The organism is Micromonospora sp. DT62, from assembly GCF_049847285.1.
GTDB classification, from domain to species: Bacteria; Actinomycetota; Actinomycetes; order Mycobacteriales; family Micromonosporaceae; genus Micromonospora; species Micromonospora reichwaldensis.
The window spans coordinates 174800-193911 of sequence record NZ_JBNCOB010000006.1 but is presented as its reverse complement, the minus strand read 5'-3'; the positions used below and the strand labels follow the sequence as shown (position 1 = coordinate 193911).

Genomic DNA, 19112 nt, shown 5'->3' with positions numbered 1-19112 from the left:
CGCCGGCGGACTCGACAACCCCTGGAACGAGTGACGATGCAGGACCGCAAGCCGGTGGAGAGCTGGCTGACCGACATGGACGGCGTGCTGGTGCACGAGGGCCAGCCCGTGCCCGGGGCACCGGAGTTCGTCTCCCGGCTGCGCGCCTCCAGCAAGCCGTTCCTGGTGCTCACCAACAACTCGATCTACACGCCCCGCGACCTCACGGCCCGGCTGAGCCGGATGGGTCTCGACGTGCCGGAGCAGGCGATCTGGTCCTCCGCGTTGGCCACCGCCCAGTTCCTGGCCGACCAGCGCCCGGGCGGCACCGCGTACGTGATCGGGGAGGCCGGGCTCACCACGGCGCTGCACGCGGTCGGCTACGTGCTGACCGACTTCGCCCCGGACTACGTGGTCCTGGGCGAGACCCGCACCTACAGCTTCGAGGCGATCACCAAGGCGGTCCGGCTGATCAACGACGGGGCCCGGTTCATCTGCACCAACCCCGACGTGACCGGCCCGTCGGTGGAGGGCGCGCTGCCAGCCGCCGGCTCCGTCGCCGCGATGATCTCCAAGGCGACGGGGATCGAGCCGTACTTCGTCGGCAAGCCCAACCCGATGATGATGCGCTCGGCGCTGAACACGATCAACGCGCACTCCGAGACGACCGCGATGATCGGCGACCGGATGGACACCGACATCCTCTGCGGGCTGGAGGCCGGGCTGGAGACGATCCTGGTGCTGACCGGCATCAGCAGCCGCGCCGAGGCGGAGCGCTACCCGTACCGTCCATCGCGGATCGTCAACTCCGTCGCCGACCTGGTCGACGAGATCTGACCGGCGCTCAGGGCCGCAGCGGGGCGTTGCAGGCGGCCACCAGCGCCTGCCGGCAGGCGGTGGTCAGCGGGCGCAGCGCGGCGTCGCGCTGCTGAGCCTCGTAGTTGTTGATCGCGCCGCCGGGCGCCGCGTGCCCGGCCAGCGCGAGCACCCGATCGAGCACGGCGGCCCGGGCGAAGAGCCGCCGGGCCCGGGGGTCGAACCCGGGCGGCAGGTCGGTGGCGCCGTCCGGCCGGCGCAGCGCCTCCAGCGCCCCGGCCAGCTCGGGTCGCCACTGCGCGACGTCCAGCCGGGTCAGCGCGGCGGTCGTGTCGGCCAGGGCCACCGCCAGCTCCGCCTCGGCCTCGGCCGCGCCGGGCAACGCGAGGGAGGCGGCCGGGGCGTCGGCCGGCAGCGGGTAGACCCGCCAGAGGACCGTCTCGAAGGTGTCGCCGGAGCCGGACGTGTGCGTGCGTACGTGCGGGATGAGCCCGAGGCACCCGGCGACGACCGCCTCGCCGGCGACCAGCGCCGCGCCGGCGAAGTCGCCCGGCCCGGGCAGCCCGCGCGGGTCGCCGGGCGCGGGCAGCACGAGCCGGATCTCGTCGGGCGAGAGCTTCGCGAGGGTGGGTAGCGCCTGGGGCAGGGGAACGTCGGTCCAGGTGCCGGGCGCGTCGGCGACCAGGTGCTCCTCGTCGCCGGCGATGGCGTCGGCGAGCTCGTCGAAGGGCACCAGCCCGGCGCGCCACGCGCGCACCCAGGCCACGAACCGGCTGGACCGGCGCGGTGTGAGAGTGGCCGCGCCCGCTGCGGGGGTGGACATGCCGAAAGGGTACGTGGTCACCGCCGCCCCTGTCTCGACTGCCGCTCCGACTGTCCGCCGCCCCGCTGATCATGCGCCCCCCGTCCCGTCGATCATGGAGTTGTGGTGGGCGGGTCGTCGACCTCTGCCCCTTTCGCGGGGCACCACAACTGCATGATCGCCGCGGCGAGGGCGGCGGGGGCGGGCGGCGTGTCGGGTGCGGGGGGCGGGGTGGGAGGTTAGCTTGATCGGCATGGGGCGGTACGCGGACGATGTGCTGGCGGGGGACTGGCGGCGGCGGAAGGTCACGCCCGAGGTGGACGCCGAACCGGACCTCGTGGTCGAGGACGCCGACTCCGGCTTCTGCGGGGCGGTGGTCGGCTTCGAGGCCGGCGCGGTGGTGCTGGAGGACCGGCACGGACGCCGGCGCAACTTTCCGCTGCTGCCGGCGGCGTTCCTGCTCGACGGGCGGCCGGTGACGCTGCGCCGGCCGACCCGCGCCCCGGTGCCGGCCGCCCGCCGCCGCACCGCCTCCGGCTCGATCGCCGTCGACGGCGTACGCGCCCAGGTCGCCAGGGCCAGCCGGATCTGGGTGGAGGGCATCCACGACGCCGCCCTGGTCGAGCGGATCTGGGGCGACGACCTGCGCGTCGAGGGTGTCGTGGTGGAGCCGCTGGACGGCATCGACGCGCTCGACGCCGAGGTGCGCGACTTCGCCCCCGGCCCCGGCCGCCGCCTCGGCGTGCTCGTCGACCACCTGGTCGCCGGCTCCAAGGAGAGCCGGATCGTCGCGAAGGTGACCTCCCCGTACGTGCTGGTCACCGGGCACCCGTACGTCGACGTGTGGCAGGCGGTCAAGCCGGCGGCGCTGGGCATCCGGGCGTGGCCGGTGGTGCCGCCGGGACGGCCGTGGAAGGAGGGCGTCTGCGCCGCGCTCGGGGTGGCCGAGCCGGCGGACATGTGGCGGCACATCCTGTCCCGGGTCGACAGCTTCGCCGACGTGGAGACCCCGCTGATCAACGCGATGGAACGCCTGATCGACTTCGTCACCGAGCCGGCCTGAGCCCGGTCGCCGACGGGCCCGGCCCGTCGGCGACCGTCGACCCTCAGGGCTCCTGGTCGGGGGTGCGGGTGAAGACGAAGGTGGCGATGTCGAGCGCCACCGCCCGCCCCGACCCGTCGCGCAGCACCGACAGGATCTCGCCGTTCTCCGGGCCGGAGCGACCCCGCCAGCGGTCCGGTCCCTCCGGGACGAACACGCTGACCCGCTCGCCGCGCACGTAGCCGACCAGCTCGCCCCTGGCCGCGTCCCAGGTGAGGTCGAGCGACGCCCCCATCCACCACCAACGACCGGTCACCTCGTCGACCTCGGCGGGCGGGGGAGCGGCGGCGGGCCGCCAGGGCTGCGGGAACGCCGGCTCGGCGTCCAGGACGGTGGTGAGGATCCGTAGCGCGAGCCCACCGATCCCGCCGGTGCGGAAGCCGTACGAGTTGGCGAAGCCGATCACGCCGGTGCGGGACGGGCGGTGCACCGCCAGGGCGGCCACGTAGCCGGGCATCGAGCCGCCGTGCCCGGCGTACACCCGCTCGCCCTGCCGGTAGAGCTCCAGCCCGAGGCCGTGCCCGCCGGTCCACGAGTCGACGTCGCTGATCGACACGGGGACGCACATCTCGGCCAGCGTCTCCGCCGCCAGCACCTGCGGCGCGGGGTCGGCCAGGAAGGCCGCCCACCGGGCCAGGTCCTCGGCGGTCGACCAGAGCTGCCCGGCCGGGGCCATCGCCCCGGTGTCGGTACGCGGCTCCTCCCGCAGCGTGTCGTGCCAGGGGTGCACCACGTAGCCGCGGGCGAACGGCTCGGTGGCCGCGTACGTGGTGCGGCGCATGCCGAGCGGCTCCAGCACGCGCTGGCGGAGCAGCTCGGCCCAGGGGGTGCCGGTGATCCGCTCCAGCACGCCGCCGAGCAGCCCGTACGCCAGGTTGGAGTAGTGGTAGACCCGGTGCGGGGGATAGGCGATCTTCTCGGCGCTCACCCCGGCCAGCAGGGTCGCCAGGTCCCCGACCTCGGCGCGCTCCCACCACTGCCCGTCCGGCTCGCGGCGCAGGCCGCTGGCGTGGCCGAGTAGCTGCCGCAGGGTGAGTGTGCCCACACCGGTGCCGGGCAGGTGCTTCTCCAGCGGGTCGTCCAGGGCCAGCCGGCCGGCGTCGCGCTCCTGCATGACCAGGGTGGCGGTCATGGTCTTGCTGATCGACCCGAGGCGGTACTGGAGGTCGGCGTCGGGGCGCGGGTGCTCGCCGGCGGTGGCGAGGTGGGTCAGCGCGCCGTCCCGCACCACGCCGATCAGCAGCGACGGCGTACGGCCGGCGGACTGCGCCCCGGCGACGAGGGCATCGACCTGGCGGGTGGTCTCGGGCAGCAGGGACACGGGCTCTCCTCGGGGGATTCCGGTGCCGTCGGGGTGGGCCGCCGGCGTGCCGCCGAGCTTACTGATCTTCGCGGGTGGGCTCCACGTGCTTTGACGTGTCACGATCGGGGGGTGGACGCCGTGTTCTGGATCGTGCTGGGTGTCGTTCTGGCGGTCGCTGAGATCTTCACGACGACGCTGTTTCTGATCATGTTCGCGGTCGGGGCCCTGGCCGCCGCGGGAGCGGCGGCGCTCGGCGCCCCGGTCGAGGTGCAGGCGATCGTCTTCGCCGGCGTGTCGGCGCTGACGGTGCTGGGCGTGCGGCCCACGCTGCGCAGGCACCGCCGCTCGGCGCTGGAGAGCGGCGAGCAGCCGTTCGGCGTGGAGGCGATCGAGGGCAGCACGGCGCTCGTGCTGGAGCAGGTCGACGCCGGGCAGGGCATGGTGAAGATCGACGGCGAGCTGTGGCAGGCCCGCTCCTACGACGCGAGCCAGCACTTCGCCCCGGGCGACCGGGTGCAGGTGATCCAGGTGCGGGGTGCGACCGCCCTGGTGTGGCGGGACGACGTTTCTCCTTCCGGGGAGCTACCCGAAGCGAAAAGGTGAGTACATGGAACTTGTGATCCCGGTCCTACTGATCGCCATCGCTCTGATCGGGGTGATCACCCTGGCCAAGGCGGTACGGATCGTGCCGCAGCAGCGTCAGGACGTGGTCGAGCGGCTCGGCAAGTACAAGCGCACCCTCAACCCGGGGCTGAACATCCTGGTCCCGTTCGTCGACGCGGTGCGTACCAAGGTCGACCTGCGGGAGCAGGTGGTCAGCTTCCCGCCGCAGCCGGTGATCACCTCCGACAACCTGGTCGTCTCGATCGACACGGTGCTCTACTTCAAGGTCGTCGACTCGGTCCGGGCCACGTACGAGATCTCGAACTTCCTCCAGGCCATCGAGCAGCTCACCGTCACCACGCTGCGCAACGTGATCGGCTCGCTGGACCTGGAGCGGGCGCTGACCAGCCGCGACCAGATCAACCGGCACCTGTCCGGCGTGCTGGACGAGACCACCGGGCGGTGGGGCATCAAGGTCACCCGGGTGGAGCTCAAGGCGATCGAGCCGCCGGCGAGCATCCGCGACTCGATGGAGAAGCAGATGCGCGCCGAGCGCGACCGCCGGGCGGCGATCCTGAACGCCGAGGGGCACAAGCAGTCGCAGATCCTCACGGCCGAGGGTGAGAAGCAGTCCGCGGTGCTGCGCGCCGACGGTGACCGGCAGGCCCGGATCCTCCAGGCCGAGGGTCAGGCGAAGGCGATCAAGACGGTGTTCGACGCGATCCACCAGGCGAACCCGAGCCAGAAGGTACTCGCCTACCAGTACCTCCAGGCCCTGCCGCAGATCGCCAACGGCACCGCGAACAAGGTCTGGATCGTGCCGGCCGAGCTGACCAAGGCGCTGGAGGGCATGGGCGGCGCGCTCGGCGGGCTGAGCCGGATGGTCGGCGACGAGCCGGCGCCGGAGGTAGCCGGCAGCGCGAGCGATGTGGAGCGCGAGGCGGCCGAGGCCGCGCAGGCCGCGGCCGCCGCCGCACAGCAGATCCACGACGAGGTACGCGTCGCCGAGGCGCAGGCCTCCGGCGGCAAGCCGCAGGGGCTGCCGGCACCGGAGCCGGTCTCCCCGGCGAGCCTGCTCAACGACCCGGCCGACCAGCGCGAACGGGCCTGACCGGTGCCGGGCGCGGTCGCCCGGAAATGCGAGAAGCACTCATGGGGCGCTCCGTCGCCTGCCACCATCGGTCCTAGGACGGGCGGTGAGCAGGCATCGGGGCGCCCCGGCGCGTCCCGCACCGCTCGTCGGACGAGCGAGGTGACGCATGAAGGATCCGGCGAAGCGGGTACGGTCCTCGGCCCCGGTGCCCGGTGCGCACGATCCCACCGGGCCGCTCGGCAGCCGGCGTACCGGCGGGGGGTTCGGGGTGCTGCCCTTCGTCGAGCCGACGGCGGTCGGGCCGGCCACGAACGCCACCTGGGCCTGGTCGCTGCGCCGGCTCGCCCGGGGCGCGGTGTGGCTACTCCCCGCGTACGCCATCCTCTACGCCGTCGTGGCGATGGGCAGCGACGGCGGGGTGGGCAACGACCCGTACCCGGCCGACGGCCGGCCGCTCTACCTGGTGGGCTGGGTGGCGGCGGTCTGGCTCGGACTGCTCGCCCTGCTGGCGCTTACCGGGCTGCTGGCGGCGACCCGCAGTCGCCGGGCGGCCGTCGCCGGCCTGCTCGTCTCCATCGCCGGCACGGTGCTCATGCTCCCCTTCGCGGGGCTGGCGGAGCAGACCCCGGTCTTCGGGACCACCGCGCGCATGCTCGTGCTCGTCGGCGCCACCTGCTACAGCCTGGGTTGGCTGCTGACCGGCTGGTCGGTGGCCCGGTCCGGCACGTTCAGCATCGGCGACGGCGTCATGCTGATGATCGCCGCCCCGCTGCTGGGCGTCGGCGGCGCGCTGATCGGCTCGTTGCAGACCTTCGGCGCGATCTTCGTGCTGGTCGCCGGCATCGGCATCGGCTACCGCTCGGGCCGCCTGGTGCCCCGGGACATCGCCCGCGACGCCGCCACCGCGAGCCTCGCCACCGCCGCCGCCCCGGCCACTCCCGGCCCGAACGGCCCCCTGCCCACCTGACCCGTCGCACCGGCCCCGGAGGCCACCCCACACCGGGTGGGCGCCACCGGAAGTCGGGCGGTCATCGCCGGGGCGGGTGGTGGCCACGGGGTTCGCGGTGGCCGAGGGGGCGCTGGGATGGGAATTCGCTGGTCACGGGCGGTGAAATTGCTGACAACCGGGCCGCGGGGGTGGCCGGTTGGCCCGTTACGTGGCAATCCTGGGGACCATGGCCCCACCCCGCCCGCCGCTGTCGCGGCTGTTCACCGTGCTGCTCGCCGGCGTGCTCGCCGGCCTCGTCCTGGCGGTCGCCGCGCTGCCGGGAAACCTGCTGCTCGGGTTCGCCGCCAAGGCCGCGGTCGGGTCGTACGCGGGGCTGCCCGAGGCCCTGCGCACCCCGGCCACGCCGCAGCGGTCCTACCTCTACGCCAACGACGGCAAAACGCTGATCACCACGTTCTACGACGTCAACCGCACCGACGTGCCGCTCGACGAGATCGCCCCGGTGATGCGGCAGGCGATCGTGGCGGCCGAGGACCGGCGCTTCTACGACCACGGCGGCGCGGACCTGCGCGGGCTGCTGCGGGCCGTGGTGTCGAACGTCTCCGGCGGCGGCCAGCAGGGCGGCTCCACGCTGACCATGCAGTACGTCCGCAACGTGCTCAAGACCGACCCCGGGCGCACCGCCGAGGAACGCGCCGCGGCCACCGAGCAGACCGTCGGGCGCAAGATCCAGGAGATCCGGTACGCCTCGGCGCTGGAGCAGCGCCTGAGCAAGGACGAGATCCTCAACCGCTACCTGAACATCGCGTACTTCGGCTCCGGGGCGTACGGCATCGCGGCGGCCAGCCATCGCTACTTCGCCAAGTCCCCGGCGGAGCTGACCCTCGGCGAGGCGGCCCTGCTCGCCGGCCTGGTGCAGTCGCCGGAGGCGTACAGCCCGATCGACGGCGACGCGGAAGCCGCCCTGGAGCGGCGCGGCTACGTGCTGGACTCGATGGTCGCCACCGGCGCGATCGGCGCCGAGGAGGCCGCGCGGGCCAGGACCGAGAAGCTGACGCTGCGCCCCACGGCCCAGCCCAACGGCTGCACCGCCGTGGCCGAGGGCCACGACGACTGGGGCTTCTTCTGCGACTACCTGCGGCAGTGGTGGCTCGCGCAGCCGGCGTTCGGCGCGACCGTCGAGGAGCGCGAGCAGGCCCTGCGCCGCGGCGGCTACACCGTGGTGACCTCGCTGGACCCGGAGATCCAGGCCACCGCGCAGAAGCAGGCCACCAGCGTCTACTCCTACGACAACAAGCGCGCCCTGCCGATCGCCGCCGTCGAACCGGGCACCGGCCGGGTGCTGGCGATGGCGGTCAACCGGCACTACAGCCTCGACGCGAACCCGGACGGGCAGGCCAACCGCCCCAACACCGTCAACCCGCTGATCTCCGGCGGCGACAGCGTGGCCGGCTACCAGGCCGGCTCGACGTTCAAGCTCTTCACCATGCTCGCCGCGCTGGAGGCCGGCAAGCCGCTGTCCACCGGCTTCGACGCGCCCAGCCGGCTGCCCACCCGGTACGCCGCCGAGGGCGAGGGCAGCTGCGACGGCCGGTGGTGCCCGGCCAACGCCAACCCCGAGTGGATGGACGGCTACCGGATGATGTGGGACGGCTTCGGCCGCTCGGTGAACACGTACTTCGTCTGGCTGGCCGAGCAGGTCGGGCAGGAGAAGGTGGTCGAGATGGCGAAGCGCCTCGGCATCACCTTCCGGGCCGACGCCGACGCCACGTTCGCCGAGAACGACGCCGCCGACTGGGGCTCGTTCACCCTGGGCGTCACCGCCACCACCCCGCTCGACCTGGCGAACGCGTACGCCACGGTGGCCGCCGAGGGCACGTACTGCGCGCCGCTGCCGGTGGTCTCGGTGACCGCCGCCGACGGCGAGCGGGTGCCGGTCGGCGACCCGTCCTGCCGCCGGGTGCTCGACGCCGACGTGGCCCGGGCCGCCACCGACGCCGCCCGCTGCCCGGTCGGCCAGCAGTCCACGCTCGCGCAGTGCAACGGGGGCACGGCCACCTCGGTGAACCGGATCCTCGACGGCCGGCCGGTGGCCGGCAAGACCGGCAGCTCGGAGAAGAACGCCACCGAGACCTTCGTCGGCTTCACGCCGCAGGTGGCGGTCGCGGGCATCGCCGCCAACCCGGACGACCCGACCGACTCCGTGGGCGCCGCCGTGCAGGCGCGGGTGATCGACGCGGTCGCCCGGGTCATCGGCACCGCCGTCGACGGTGAGCCGGAGAAGAAGTTCGCCGCCCCCAGCCGCGAGCTGGTCGGCGACCCGCGCCGCCCGGTGGAGCGCCCGCAGGTCGAACAGCGCCGCCCGTCCGAGGAGCGGCGGCCGTCGGCCCCGAACGATCAGCGTCTGTCCGACCTGCGCCGCTGGCTCCAGGGCCGCGGCTGACGACCGCGCCTGCGGATCCGTCCGTTCCCGGAGGTACGGCCGCGCGCGAGATCGTCGTTGCCCTACTGCGTCAGCGGGGGACGCCGACGGGGGAGGGTGGCCCGGACCACCCGGTCGAGGGCGGCGCTGACGTCGGCCGGGTCGCCGTCCGCGTCGACGACGGTGAACGAGCCGAACTCCGGCAGTCCCCGGTAGCCGGCGTCCAGGGCCAGCAGGTGAGTCAACTCCTCGGTGTCGATGCCCCGGACCAGCACCCGTTGTTGCGCCCGTTCGGGCGAGACCGCCAGGAAGCAGACCAGATCCGGTCGGGGGAAGATCGCGTACGCCAGCCGGGCCAGCCGCCCGCCCCGGTCGCCGCGGGCCTGCATCACCACGTACTGGCACCAGGACCAGCGGTCCATGACCGCCGTCCGGCCGGTCAGCCGGGCGGCCAGCACCGCCCGGGCGATGGCGAGCCAGCGTACGGTCGCCTCGATGGTCACGTAGCCGGTGCGGCCGAACAGGTGCGGCCCGTCGCGGCGGCCCAGCGCCTGCGCGAGCCGGTTCCAGAGGGGCCGGCCGCCAGCGTTCTCGAAGTAGCTGGCCGGTACCCCGGCCGCCCTCAACCGGTCGGCCAGCGCCTTTGCCTGGGTGGTCTTTCCGGCCCCGTCGACGCCGATAAGAGCAATAATCATCGGACGGCGCATGAGCGGCACGGTAGCCGCCCCGGACCAGCCCCAGGAAAAATCTTGCGAAGGTGGTGCCGGGCTGTCGGATCCGGCGGGGCCGTTCCGACCACCTGGCGAAAGCGCCCACGAGGGCGCGTCAGGGGTCAGGAGGAGCAGCGCCATGCGGAAGATCGTCTACGGGGTGCACCAGTCGCTCGACGGGTTCATCGAGGGGCCGAACGGCGAGTTCGACTGGCCGGAGATGGGCCCGGAGCTGTCCGCGTTCTCGCTGGAGCAGTGCGACCGGGCCGGCGCGTTCGTCTACGGCCGCCGGGTCTGGGAGTTCATGGCCGCCTACTGGCCGCAGGCGGAGTCGATCTCCGACCACCCGCACGACCTGGCGTTCGTGCCGATCTGGCGGCGGACGCCGAAGGTGGTGCTCTCGCGCACGCTCACCGAGGCCGATCACGGTGCCCGGGTGGTCGGCGGCGGGGACCTCGCCAGGGAGGTGACCGCGCTCAAGGAGCAGCCGGGCGGTGACCTGCTGCTCAACGGTGGCGCCGAGGCCGCCGCCGCGCTGACCGACCTCGGCCTGATCGACGAGTACCAGATCTTCGTGCATCCGGTGGTGCTGGGCGGCGGCAAGCCGGTCTTCGCCGCCACCGAGCGGATGAAGTTCCGCCTGGCGGAGTCGCGGACCTTCGACGGCAGGTCGGTGCTGCTGCGGTACCACCGGGCCGGCTGACGCCCGGCCGCGGGCCGACGACGGTCCAGCACAGGCCGGCCGCGCTGGGCTTGTCCGGGTCGCATCGCGCCGTCCCGGTCAGCCTCGGCGGCGCCCCGGCCGGAGGGTGGCGACCGCCGTGGGCAGGCCCCGCCGGATGATGCCCGCCCAGTCGGTGTCACCGCGCAGCACGGCCGCGGCGGTGTTGCGGGCCTGCTCGGCGGTGAAGTGCGGCGGCAGCATCAGCTCGGCCGGGTCGACCAGCGCGTTGACGACCACGGGCCGATCCGCGCCCAGCGCCCGCTCCCAGACGCCCGGCACCTGCTCCGGCGCGTCGACCAGCTCGCCGTGCAGGCCCAGTACCTCCGCCCACCGGTGGTAGCCGATGTCGGGCAGCTGCTGGCTGTCCGGGAACATCGGCGTGCCCTCGCTGGAGCGCTGCTCCCAGCTGACGAAGGCCAGATCCCGGTTGTTGAGCACGAGCACCACGAAGCGGGGGTCCGACCAGCTCCGCCAGTACTTGGCCACCGTGATCAGCTCGTTGACCCCGTTCATCTGCATCGCGCCGTCGCCGATCAGGGCCACCAGCGGACGGTCCGGGTGGGCGAACTTGGCGGCCAGCGCGTACGGCATCGCGCCGCCCATCGAGAGCAGGGTGCCGGAGAGGCTGGCCAGCATGCCGGGGCGGACCTGCAGGTGCCGGGCGTACCAGGCGGTCGTGGTGCCGCAGTCGACCGAGATCATCACGTCGTCGGGGAGCCGGTCGCTGAGGGTGGCGAAGAGCAGCTGCGGGTTGACCGGGTCGGCGGCCTGCCCGGCCAGTTCCCGCTGCGTGCGGCGCCAGGCGGTGGTGGCCTTGCCGATCGTCGCCCGCCAGCGGGTCGGTCCCGGGCCGGGGCCGAGCTCGCGCAGCAGGGCCCGCAGGGTGGGGGCGGCGTCCCCGGTCAGGTTCACCTCGGTCGGGTACCGCAGCCCCAGCTGGGTGCCGTCCCGGTCGATCTGCACCGCCCGGGCCTGCCCCTGCGGCGGGTAGAACTCCGAGTACGGCATGTTGCTGCCCACGATCAGCAGCCGGTCGCACTCGTTCATCAGCTGCCAGCTGGGCCGGGTGCCGAGCAGGCCGATCGCGCCGGTCACCCAGGGTTCCCGGTGGTCGACCGCGGCGAACCCGAGCAGCGCCGCCGCCACCCCCGCGCCGAGCCGGTCGGCGACCGCGCGGACCTCGTCCACCGCGCCGAGCGCGCCCTGCCCGACCAGCATGGCGACCCGCTCGCCGCCGCCCAGCACCTCGGCGGCTCGGCGCAGGTCCGCCTCGGGCGGCACCGTCGGGCCGCTGCTGGGCACGTCGCTGGTGCGGTAGTAGCCGTGCGCGTGCGGTGGCTCCGGCACGGCCGGCGCGCCCTGGATGTCGGACGGCAGCACCAGCGCGGTGACCGTACGCCGGGCCAGCGCCGTGCGGCAGGCCCGGTCGACCAGGTGGCGGACCTGGCTGGGGTGGTCGAGCTGGGCCAGGAAGGCGGCCGCGACGTCCTTGTAGAGGGCGAGCAGGTCCACCTCCTGGTAGTAGCCGCCGCCCTCGGCGGTGAGCGCGGTGTGGCCGACCAGGGCGACCACCGGCTGGTGGTCCAGCTTGGCGTCGTACAGACCGTTGAGCAGGTGGATCGCGCCGGGGCCGCTGGTCACCAGCGCGCAGCCGAGCGGTCCCCCGCCGTACTTGACGTGCGCCGACGCCGCGAAGCCGGCGGTCTCCTCGTGGCGGACCTGGACGAACTGCGCCCGGTCCCGGGTGCGTTGCAGCGCCGAGGTCAGGCCGTTGATGCCGTCGCCGGGATAGCCGAAGTAGCGGCGGACGCCCCAGCCGGCCAACCGGTGCACGATGTGGTCCGCGACGGTGGCGTCGCGGGGCAGTGGACCCAGGTCGACGCGCCACCCGTCCGGCTGGTCGATGCGGGCCGGCCCCGGCGTGCCCATGGGACGTGCGTTCACCTGACAGTCCTTCCGTCGCTCCGGCCCGCCATTCCCCTATTTCCCGGGACAAAACGCCACGGGGCACCCCGGCGTTGGGCGGCCCGGGGCGGCTGCGGCGCGTCCGGCAGAATCGGCGGGTGCCCATCCACCCGATCACCGACCCCGACGACGACCGGATCGCCGACTACCGCGCGCTGACCGACGTCGAGCTGCGTACCCGCTGGGAACCGCCGCACGGCCTGTTCATCGCCGAGGGCGAGCTGGTGCTGCGCCGCGCGCTGCGCGCCGGCTACCCGGCCCGGTCGTACCTGGTGGACGCCAAGCGGGTCGACCAGCTCGCCGACCTGGACACCGGCGACGCCCCCGTCTACGCCGCCACGCAGGACGTGCTGCAACGGGCCACGGGGTTCCACGTGCACCGGGGCGTGCTGGCGTCGTTCCGGCGCAAGCCGTTGCCGCCCGCCGCCGAGGTGCTGGCCGCCGCGCGGCGGGTGGTGATCCTGGAGGACGTCAACAACCACACGAACCTGGGGGCCATCTTCAGGGCGGTGGCCGCGCTCGGCGTGGACGCCGTGCTGCTCTCGCCGACCTGCGCCGACCCGCTCTACCGGCGCAGCGTCCGGGTCAGCATGGGCGAGGTCTTCGCGATCCCGTACGCGAAGCTGGAGCCCTGGCCGGACGCGCTCGGCGACGTCCGCGCGGCCGGCTTCACGGTGCTGGCGATGACCCCGGCGCCGGACGCGGTGCCGATCCAGCGGCTCGACGCGGCGCAGCGGGCCCGCGCGGCGCTGCTCATGGGGGCCGAGGGCGCCGGCCTGACCCGGGCGGCGATGGACGGCAGCGATGTCCGGGTGGTGATCCCGATGCGCCGCGGCGTCGACTCGCTCAACGTCGCCGCCGCCACCGCGGTGGCCTGCTGGGAACTGGGCCGCGACGACCCGGCCTAGTGCTCCGCTTCAGCCGCGGGGGGCGTTCGTGCCCCGGTCACGAGCGGGGCGGCGACAGGCGCGGGCCGCGATAGGGCAGGGTGGCGCTGTAGACCACGTTGGTGGTGGCCGGCTGCCGGGGTACTTCAGCCGGACCACCGCGAGCACGGCGAAGCCCGCCTTGGCTAGGTCGACCTCGGCGCGGTAGCCGCTGATCACACCGGTCGCCTCCAGCCGCCTCACCCGTTCGCTGGTGGCCGACGCGCTCAGCTTGACCCGGCGGCTGAGCTCGGTGATCGGCAGCCGGCCGTCGCCCTGCAACTCGATCAGGATGGACCAATCGACAGCGTCAAGATTCTCGGCCATCGGGCCATCTTGCCGGTGGATCCACGGCAAAAGCCAGCAAAGGCAGGGAACGCGATGTTCACACACGGAACCCACCCCGGCTAGCGTGGAACCCGTGCAAATTGGCGTCAACGTACCGAACTTTGCCCCGGGCACCGACCCCGACATGCTGCGACGGTGGGCGCAGACGGTCGAGGGCCTCGGCTTCGACCTGCTGATGGTCTCCGATCACATCGCGGTGACCCCGGACGTGGCCGAGCAGTATCCGGCGCCGTTCTACGAGCCGTTCACCACGCTGTCCTGGCTGGCCGGGGTGACCCGCCGGGTCCGGCTGGGCACCACGGTGCTCATCGTCCCGTACCGGCACCCGCTGCTCACCGCCCGGATGGCGGCGAACCTCAACCGGCTCAGCGGCGGCCGGCTCGTCCTCGGCGTCGGCGTCGGCTGGGCCCGGCAGGAGTTCGAGGCGCTCGGCGTGCCGTTCCGGCGGCGCGGCGCGCTGACCGATGAGTACCTGCACGTCATGCGCGACGCCTGGCGGAACACCGACGACTACGATACGACCCCGATCCCGATCTGGGTCGGCGGCAACAGCGACGCCGGCATTCGTCGCGCGGTACTGCTCGGTGACGCCTGGCACCCGCTGCGGGTCACGCCCGGATGGCTGGCGGACGCAGCGGGGCGGCTGAAGGCCACCGCCGACGAACTGGGCCGGCCGGTGCCCGCGTTGATGCCACGCATCGGACTCCGGGAGACCCGAGAAGTGGTCACCGCCCCGGACCGGCTCGCCGGTGTCGGCACCATCGAGCAGATCATCGCTGACATCGACCAGATTCGTCTGCTCGGGGCGGAAACGGTGGTGCTCGACCCGTTCAACGGCGACCTGACCGAGATCCGCCAGCCCGAACGCGCCTGGCAGACCCTTGCGGCCGTGGCCGCGTACCACAAATCCCAGGAGGACCGATGACCCCTGACGACGAGAGATTTCTCCGCCGTGCGGTGGAACTCGCCAGCGAGGCCGGGGCATCCGGCGAACGGCCGTTCGGCTCGTTGCTGGTCGGTGCGGACGGCACCGTCCTGATCGAGGACCACAACACCGTGGTCTCCGACTCGGACATCACCGCCCACCCGGAACTGAAGCTGGCCCGCTGGGCCGCCCGGGAACTCGCTCCCGACGTGGCCGCCGGCACCACCATGTTCACCAGTTGCCAGCCCTGCCCGATGTGCGCGACCGCGATCGACCGGTCCGGCCTCGGCCGGGTGGTGTACGCCCTGTCCGCCGAACAGTTCGAGGAGGTCAAGCCGGTCACCCTGCCGCTGCTCCCGGTGCGATACGAGGGGCCGGCGCTGTTCGACGAGGCGCGCCAGCCGATCGACAACTATTACTAGAGCGGGACCCTTGCGGCGGTGCGCAGCGTGCGGTGGGTCCCGCTGTCGCGGGTCATGTCCCCACCCTGCGTTTGCATGGCCATGCGGCCTAGTGCATAATCTTCCTTGTGTCCAAGGTTCTCACCTCCCTGCCCATCGGCGAACGTGTCGGCATCGCCTTCTCCGGCGGCCTCGACACCTCGGTCGCGGTCGCGTGGATGCGCGACAAGGGCGCCGTTCCCTGCGCCTACACCGCCGACATCGGCCAGTACGACGAGCCGGACATCGCCTCGGTGCCCGGTCGCGCGCTCAGCTACGGCGCCGAGGTCGCCCGACTGGTCGACTGCCGCGCCGCCCTGGTCGAGGAGGGCCTGGCGGCGTTGACCTGCGGGGCCTTCCACATCCGCTCGGGCGGGCGGGCGTACTTCAACACCACCCCGCTCGGCCGGGCCGTGACCGGGACCCTGCTGGTCCGGGCGATGATCTCCGACGACGTCCAGATCTGGGGTGACGGCTCGACCTTCAAGGGCAACGACATCGAGCGGTTCTACCGCTACGGCCTGCTGGCCAACCCGCAGCTGCGCATCTACAAGCCGTGGCTCGACACCGACTTCGTCACCGAGCTCGGTGGGCGCAAGGAGATGTCGGAGTGGCTGCTCGAACGCGGCCTGCCGTACCGGGACAGCGCCGAGAAGGCGTACTCGACCGACGCCAACATCTGGGGCGCCACGCACGAGGCGAAGACCCTCGAACACCTCGACACCGGCATCGAGACGGTCAACCCGATCATGGGAGTCCGGTTCTGGGACCCGTCGGTGGAGATCCCGGCCGAGGACGTCACGATCGGCTTCGACCAGGGCCGCCCGGTGACGATCAACGGCAAGGAGTTCGGTAGCCCCGTCGACCTGGTGCTGGAGGCCAACGCCATCGGCGGCCGGCACGGCATGGGCATGTCGGACCAGATCGAGAACCGGATCATCGAGGCCAAGAGCCGGGGCATCTACGAGGCTCCCGGCATGGCGCTGCTGCACGCCGCGTACGAGCGGCTGGTCAACGCCATCCACAACGAGGACACCCTGGCGAACTACCACAACGAGGGCCGCCGCCTCGGCCGGCTGATGTACGAGGGACGCTGGCTGGACCCGCAGGCGCTGATGCTGCGCGAGTCGTTGCAGCGCTGGGTGGGCACGGCGGTCACCGGCGAGGTGACGTTGCGGCTGCGCCGGGGCGAGGACTACTCGATCCTCGACACCACCGGCCCGGCGTTCAGCTACCACCCCGACAAGCTGTCGATGGAGCGTACCGAGGACTCGGCGTTCGGCCCGTCGGACCGGATCGGCCAGCTCACCATGCGCAATCTCGACATCGCCGACTCGCGGGCGAAGCTGGAGCAGTACGCGACCCTCGGCATGGTCGGCGGCGCGGCCCCGCAGCGGATGGTCGGCGCCGCGCAGGCGGCCTCGACCGGGCTGATCGGCGCGATGCCGCAGGGCGGCGCGGAGGCCATCGCCTCCCGGGGTGTCCCCTCCGCCGCCGACGAGGCACTGGACCGCGCCGCGATGGAGTTCGGTGTCGACTGAGCTCCACCTCTGGACGTGATCGTCACACGGCCCGGAAGTCCCGCACGTCGAGGGGCTTCCGGGCCGTGTCGCTCCAGGGAACCTCGGGCCGTTTGTCGCGTCCTATCCGACCTTGAGGGCCAGCTTCCCGACATAGTGATCATTCAGGGCGCGGTGCGCATCCCCGGCTCGGGCCAACGGGAAAGTCCGGGCGACGTGGACCTCGAAGGAGCTCGCCTCGATGATCGCGTTCAGCCGATCGGTGGCGGTGCGGCTCCGGTCTCCGTCGTAGTGGGACACCGTCGCGCCCGGCGACGTCACCGGCGCGGGTAGGACACCGTTCGGCCAGGCGATCCGCCCCGACTTCCTGATCGCGCGAAGAGATCGTTCGGCGATCCCGCCTCCCAGGGTGACCAGTGCCGCATCGAGCCCGCCCGGTGCGAACTCGAACGCCGCAGCCAACACGTCGTCTCGACGACCGTCGACGGCGTCGTCGGCGCCCAGCCGCCGGGCCAGGGCGACACCGTCGTCACCAGAGGCCACGGCCAACACCCGGATGCCGCTGTGTCGCGCCAGCTGCACGGCCATGTGGCCGATACCCCCACTGGCCCCGAAGACCATGAGCGTCTCGTCCGGCCGCAGGCCGAGCAGATCGAGGCCGCTCAGTGCGGTCAGGGCGTCCCAGGCCATCGCGCCGGCCTGTCCGGTCGGCAGCCGGTCGGGCACGCGAGCCACGAACTCCGCCTCGACGACGGCGTACTCGGCGTAGGAGCCGCCACGCGGTACCGGCATCGTCGCGGCGTAGACCCGCTCGCCCACGCCGAACCGGGTGACGTTGCGCCCGACCGCGGCCACCGTGCCGGCCGCGTCCCAGCCGAGGATGTAGGGGAAGGTCGAGGCGACGCCGAAGACGCCGTCGTATTCCCCCTCCCGCTCGCCCGCGTCCCAGGACCCGACGCCTGCGTACTCCACCCGGATGAGGACGTCGTCGTCGCCGACCTGCGGGAGCGGTATCAGGCGCGACGAGAGTTCGTCGACTCCGCCGAACCGGTCAAGGACGACCGCGTTCATCTGCGGCGCCACGATCGCGTCGCCCGCTGTGCGCTCGACTCTGCTCCCCATCGTCCCCCCTTGTTTACTTGAGTGCATCAAGGATCATTGGACCACAGCTATTTGAGTGAATCAACTAAATCATCTAGGCTGGGGGACATGGCGCTGCCGAACGGGCCCGTGACTCCCTCGTCCGAGGCCGAGGCAGCCCTGTTCGACCTGGTCGACGTGTACGACCGCGCCTACGAGGCGGCGGCAGCCGAGCTGTCGCTCAGCCCGGCGCAGGCATGTGTCCTCGGGCGACTCGATGAGCGACGGGGCATGGGCGCCCTGGCCGAGGAACTCGGCTGCGATGCCTCCAACATCACCCAGATCGTCGTACGTCTCGAAGCGCTCGGCCTCGTGACCCGCGAACCGAACCCCCGGGACCGCCGCGCACGGCTCGTCGCGAGAACCCCCCGGGGAAACGAGATCAACCACCGGTTCGCAACGGCCTTCACCTTCGCCCGCACGGCGGTCGGACGACTCTCGCCCGACGAGCAGGACCAGTTGACGGCGCTGCTGCGCAAGGCACTGGGCTGACCCGCATTCGCAAACCACGCCAGCCGACAAGCCGAACCCGGCGCGTCCATCATGGGCATCCAGAGCGAGACATCTGAACACGCAGCCTTACAAACTGCTTGATCGAACGTTCTTCGAGATTCCGCCGCAGGCGTCACCTCTTCCTGCGTCGCTTTTCCCCGCGTGGCACCACGTTCCCACCCAGGACCCCCAACCTCTGTGGGGCAACGGCCCCTGCGGTGGCGCGGTCAACGGTGGATCGTCGTTCCGCGGGCCTCCAAGCGGGTCAGGACATCGGGGTCGTCGAGGTGCGCCAGCGAGACGTCCAGGGTGTGTAGCGCAGGCAGCGACTCCAGCGCCGCCGCTCCCGTGCATTTCCCGGTCAGCACCAGTTCCGACAGGGCCGGGTGGCCGGTCAGCGGGGTCAGGTCCAACGGCCCTTGGCGATAGCCGTGGCCGTCCAGGTCCAGGGACCGCAGGCTGGACAGTGCGCGAATGCCCTCCAGCGACGTCACGTTGTAGTCGTCGGACTCGCCGCCGGTGTCGATGTCCAGGGTCTGCTCGATCAGCATGTAGATGTCGCTGCCGCCGTCGAACTGCAAGTCGGTGATCGCTGCAGCCTCGGCCGACGGCACCGCGACGGCATGTAACAGCTCCAGTGACGCCTTCAGGCGCGGGCCTGGACCCGGGTAGCCGTCCTCCGGGCCATCGGGGCCGGTCGACTCGATGAGCGCCTTGAGGTCGTCGGCAGCGATCGCGTCGTCCAACAGGGCGTCCAGGACGCCCAGGTGCAGGCCGAGGTCGGCGAGGATGAGGGTCATGATCCCGACCGTATCTCGGCACCGGCTTGGCTCAGGACGCGGAGCGGGCCGTC

At 72.6% G+C, this 19112-nt stretch carries 19 protein-coding genes; 12 read left to right on the top strand and 7 right to left on the bottom strand.

Annotated elements, in window-relative coordinates:
* Positions 1-36 precede the first annotated feature (36 nt).
* On the top strand, positions 37-816 hold the full coding sequence (locus ACPXCB_RS11805) for an HAD-IIA family hydrolase (protein ID WP_425874766.1): 780 nt from the start codon (positions 37-39) through the stop codon (positions 814-816).
* A 7-nt stretch (positions 817-823) separates the two neighbouring features.
* On the opposite strand, the gene ACPXCB_RS11800 is transcribed toward ACPXCB_RS11805, so the two are convergent.
* On the bottom strand, positions 824-1618 hold the full coding sequence (locus ACPXCB_RS11800) for a hypothetical protein (protein ID WP_425874764.1): 795 nt from the start codon (positions 1616-1618) through the stop codon (positions 824-826).
* Positions 1619-1850: 232 nt separating this feature from the next.
* Here ACPXCB_RS11800 and ACPXCB_RS11795 point away from each other — a divergent pair, with 232 nt between their 5' ends.
* Positions 1851-2660, top strand: coding sequence for a DUF3097 domain-containing protein (locus tag ACPXCB_RS11795; protein ID WP_425874762.1), 810 nt, complete (start codon positions 1851-1853; stop codon positions 2658-2660).
* Positions 2661-2703: 43 nt separating this feature from the next.
* Here the strand turns inward: ACPXCB_RS11795 and ACPXCB_RS11790 are convergent, their stop codons facing one another.
* Entirely contained in the window at positions 2704-4020 is a 1317-nt protein-coding gene (locus ACPXCB_RS11790) for a serine hydrolase domain-containing protein (RefSeq protein ID WP_425874760.1), read from the bottom strand.
* 111 nt (positions 4021-4131) lie between these two features.
* Here ACPXCB_RS11790 and ACPXCB_RS11785 point away from each other — a divergent pair, with 111 nt between their 5' ends.
* The 4 genes from ACPXCB_RS11785 (at position 4132) to ACPXCB_RS11770 (ending at position 9090) form a co-directional block, all read left to right on the top strand.
* Entirely contained in the window at positions 4132-4605 is a 474-nt protein-coding gene (locus tag ACPXCB_RS11785) for an NfeD family protein (protein WP_151457518.1), read from the top strand.
* A gap of 4 nt (positions 4606-4609) precedes the next feature.
* Complete coding sequence (locus tag ACPXCB_RS11780) at positions 4610-5716, top strand: SPFH domain-containing protein (protein ID WP_425874758.1); 1107 nt, start codon at positions 4610-4612, stop codon at positions 5714-5716.
* Between the two features lie 148 nt (positions 5717-5864).
* Positions 5865-6665 (top strand): hypothetical protein, encoded by an 801-nt coding sequence (locus tag ACPXCB_RS11775; protein ID WP_425874756.1) that lies wholly within the window; start codon positions 5865-5867, stop codon positions 6663-6665.
* A gap of 208 nt (positions 6666-6873) precedes the next feature.
* A complete protein-coding gene (locus ACPXCB_RS11770; protein ID WP_425874754.1) occupies positions 6874-9090 on the top strand; it encodes a transglycosylase domain-containing protein in 2217 nt (738 codons plus the stop codon).
* Positions 9091-9152: 62 nt separating this feature from the next.
* On the opposite strand, the gene ACPXCB_RS11765 is transcribed toward ACPXCB_RS11770, so the two are convergent.
* Positions 9153-9776 (bottom strand): dTMP kinase, encoded by a 624-nt coding sequence (locus ACPXCB_RS11765; RefSeq protein ID WP_425874753.1) that lies wholly within the window; start codon positions 9774-9776, stop codon positions 9153-9155.
* A 142-nt stretch (positions 9777-9918) separates the two neighbouring features.
* Here ACPXCB_RS11765 and ACPXCB_RS11760 point away from each other — a divergent pair, with 142 nt between their 5' ends.
* Positions 9919-10482, top strand: a complete 564-nt coding sequence (locus ACPXCB_RS11760; protein WP_358121680.1) for a dihydrofolate reductase family protein — start codon at positions 9919-9921, stop codon at positions 10480-10482.
* Positions 10483-10560: 78 nt separating this feature from the next.
* Here the strand turns inward: ACPXCB_RS11760 and ACPXCB_RS11755 are convergent, their stop codons facing one another.
* Positions 10561-12432, bottom strand: a complete 1872-nt coding sequence (locus tag ACPXCB_RS11755) for a thiamine pyrophosphate-requiring protein (protein ID WP_425875017.1) — start codon at positions 12430-12432, stop codon at positions 10561-10563.
* 89 nt (positions 12433-12521) lie between these two features.
* Between ACPXCB_RS11755 and ACPXCB_RS11750 the strand changes: the two genes are divergently transcribed.
* Positions 12522-13376, top strand: a complete 855-nt coding sequence (locus ACPXCB_RS11750) for a TrmH family RNA methyltransferase (RefSeq protein ID WP_425874750.1) — start codon at positions 12522-12524, stop codon at positions 13374-13376.
* A 9-nt stretch (positions 13377-13385) separates the two neighbouring features.
* Here the strand turns inward: ACPXCB_RS11750 and ACPXCB_RS11745 are convergent, their stop codons facing one another.
* On the bottom strand, positions 13386-13721 hold the full coding sequence (locus tag ACPXCB_RS11745; protein WP_425874748.1) for an Lrp/AsnC family transcriptional regulator: 336 nt from the start codon (positions 13719-13721) through the stop codon (positions 13386-13388).
* Positions 13722-13815: 94 nt separating this feature from the next.
* Between ACPXCB_RS11745 and ACPXCB_RS11740 the strand changes: the two genes are divergently transcribed.
* The 3 genes from ACPXCB_RS11740 to argG all read left to right on the top strand — a co-directional run bounded on the left by ACPXCB_RS11740 (position 13816) and on the right by argG (position 16648).
* Positions 13816-14667, top strand: coding sequence for an LLM class flavin-dependent oxidoreductase (locus tag ACPXCB_RS11740; protein ID WP_425874746.1), 852 nt, complete (start codon positions 13816-13818; stop codon positions 14665-14667).
* On the top strand, positions 14664-15089 hold the full coding sequence (locus tag ACPXCB_RS11735) for a nucleoside deaminase (protein WP_425874744.1): 426 nt from the start codon (positions 14664-14666) through the stop codon (positions 15087-15089). The genes ACPXCB_RS11740 and ACPXCB_RS11735 overlap by 4 nt, the downstream gene beginning before the upstream one ends.
* A 107-nt stretch (positions 15090-15196) precedes the next feature.
* Complete coding sequence (argG, locus tag ACPXCB_RS11730) at positions 15197-16648, top strand: argininosuccinate synthase (RefSeq protein ID WP_425874742.1); 1452 nt, start codon at positions 15197-15199, stop codon at positions 16646-16648.
* A 102-nt stretch (positions 16649-16750) separates the two neighbouring features.
* Here argG and ACPXCB_RS11725 read toward each other — a convergent pair whose 3' ends face one another.
* Positions 16751-17749, bottom strand: a complete 999-nt coding sequence (locus ACPXCB_RS11725; protein WP_425874741.1) for a quinone oxidoreductase family protein — start codon at positions 17747-17749, stop codon at positions 16751-16753.
* 87 nt (positions 17750-17836) lie between these two features.
* Here ACPXCB_RS11725 and ACPXCB_RS11720 point away from each other — a divergent pair, with 87 nt between their 5' ends.
* The gene (locus ACPXCB_RS11720) at positions 17837-18259 is read left to right on the top strand and encodes a MarR family winged helix-turn-helix transcriptional regulator (RefSeq protein ID WP_425692102.1); all 423 of its coding nucleotides are present in this window, start codon (positions 17837-17839) and stop codon (positions 18257-18259) included.
* A 227-nt stretch (positions 18260-18486) separates the two neighbouring features.
* On the opposite strand, the gene ACPXCB_RS11715 is transcribed toward ACPXCB_RS11720, so the two are convergent.
* Entirely contained in the window at positions 18487-19059 is a 573-nt protein-coding gene (locus tag ACPXCB_RS11715) for a DUF6892 domain-containing protein (RefSeq protein ID WP_425874740.1), read from the bottom strand.
* Between the last annotated feature and the right edge of the window lie 53 nt (positions 19060-19112).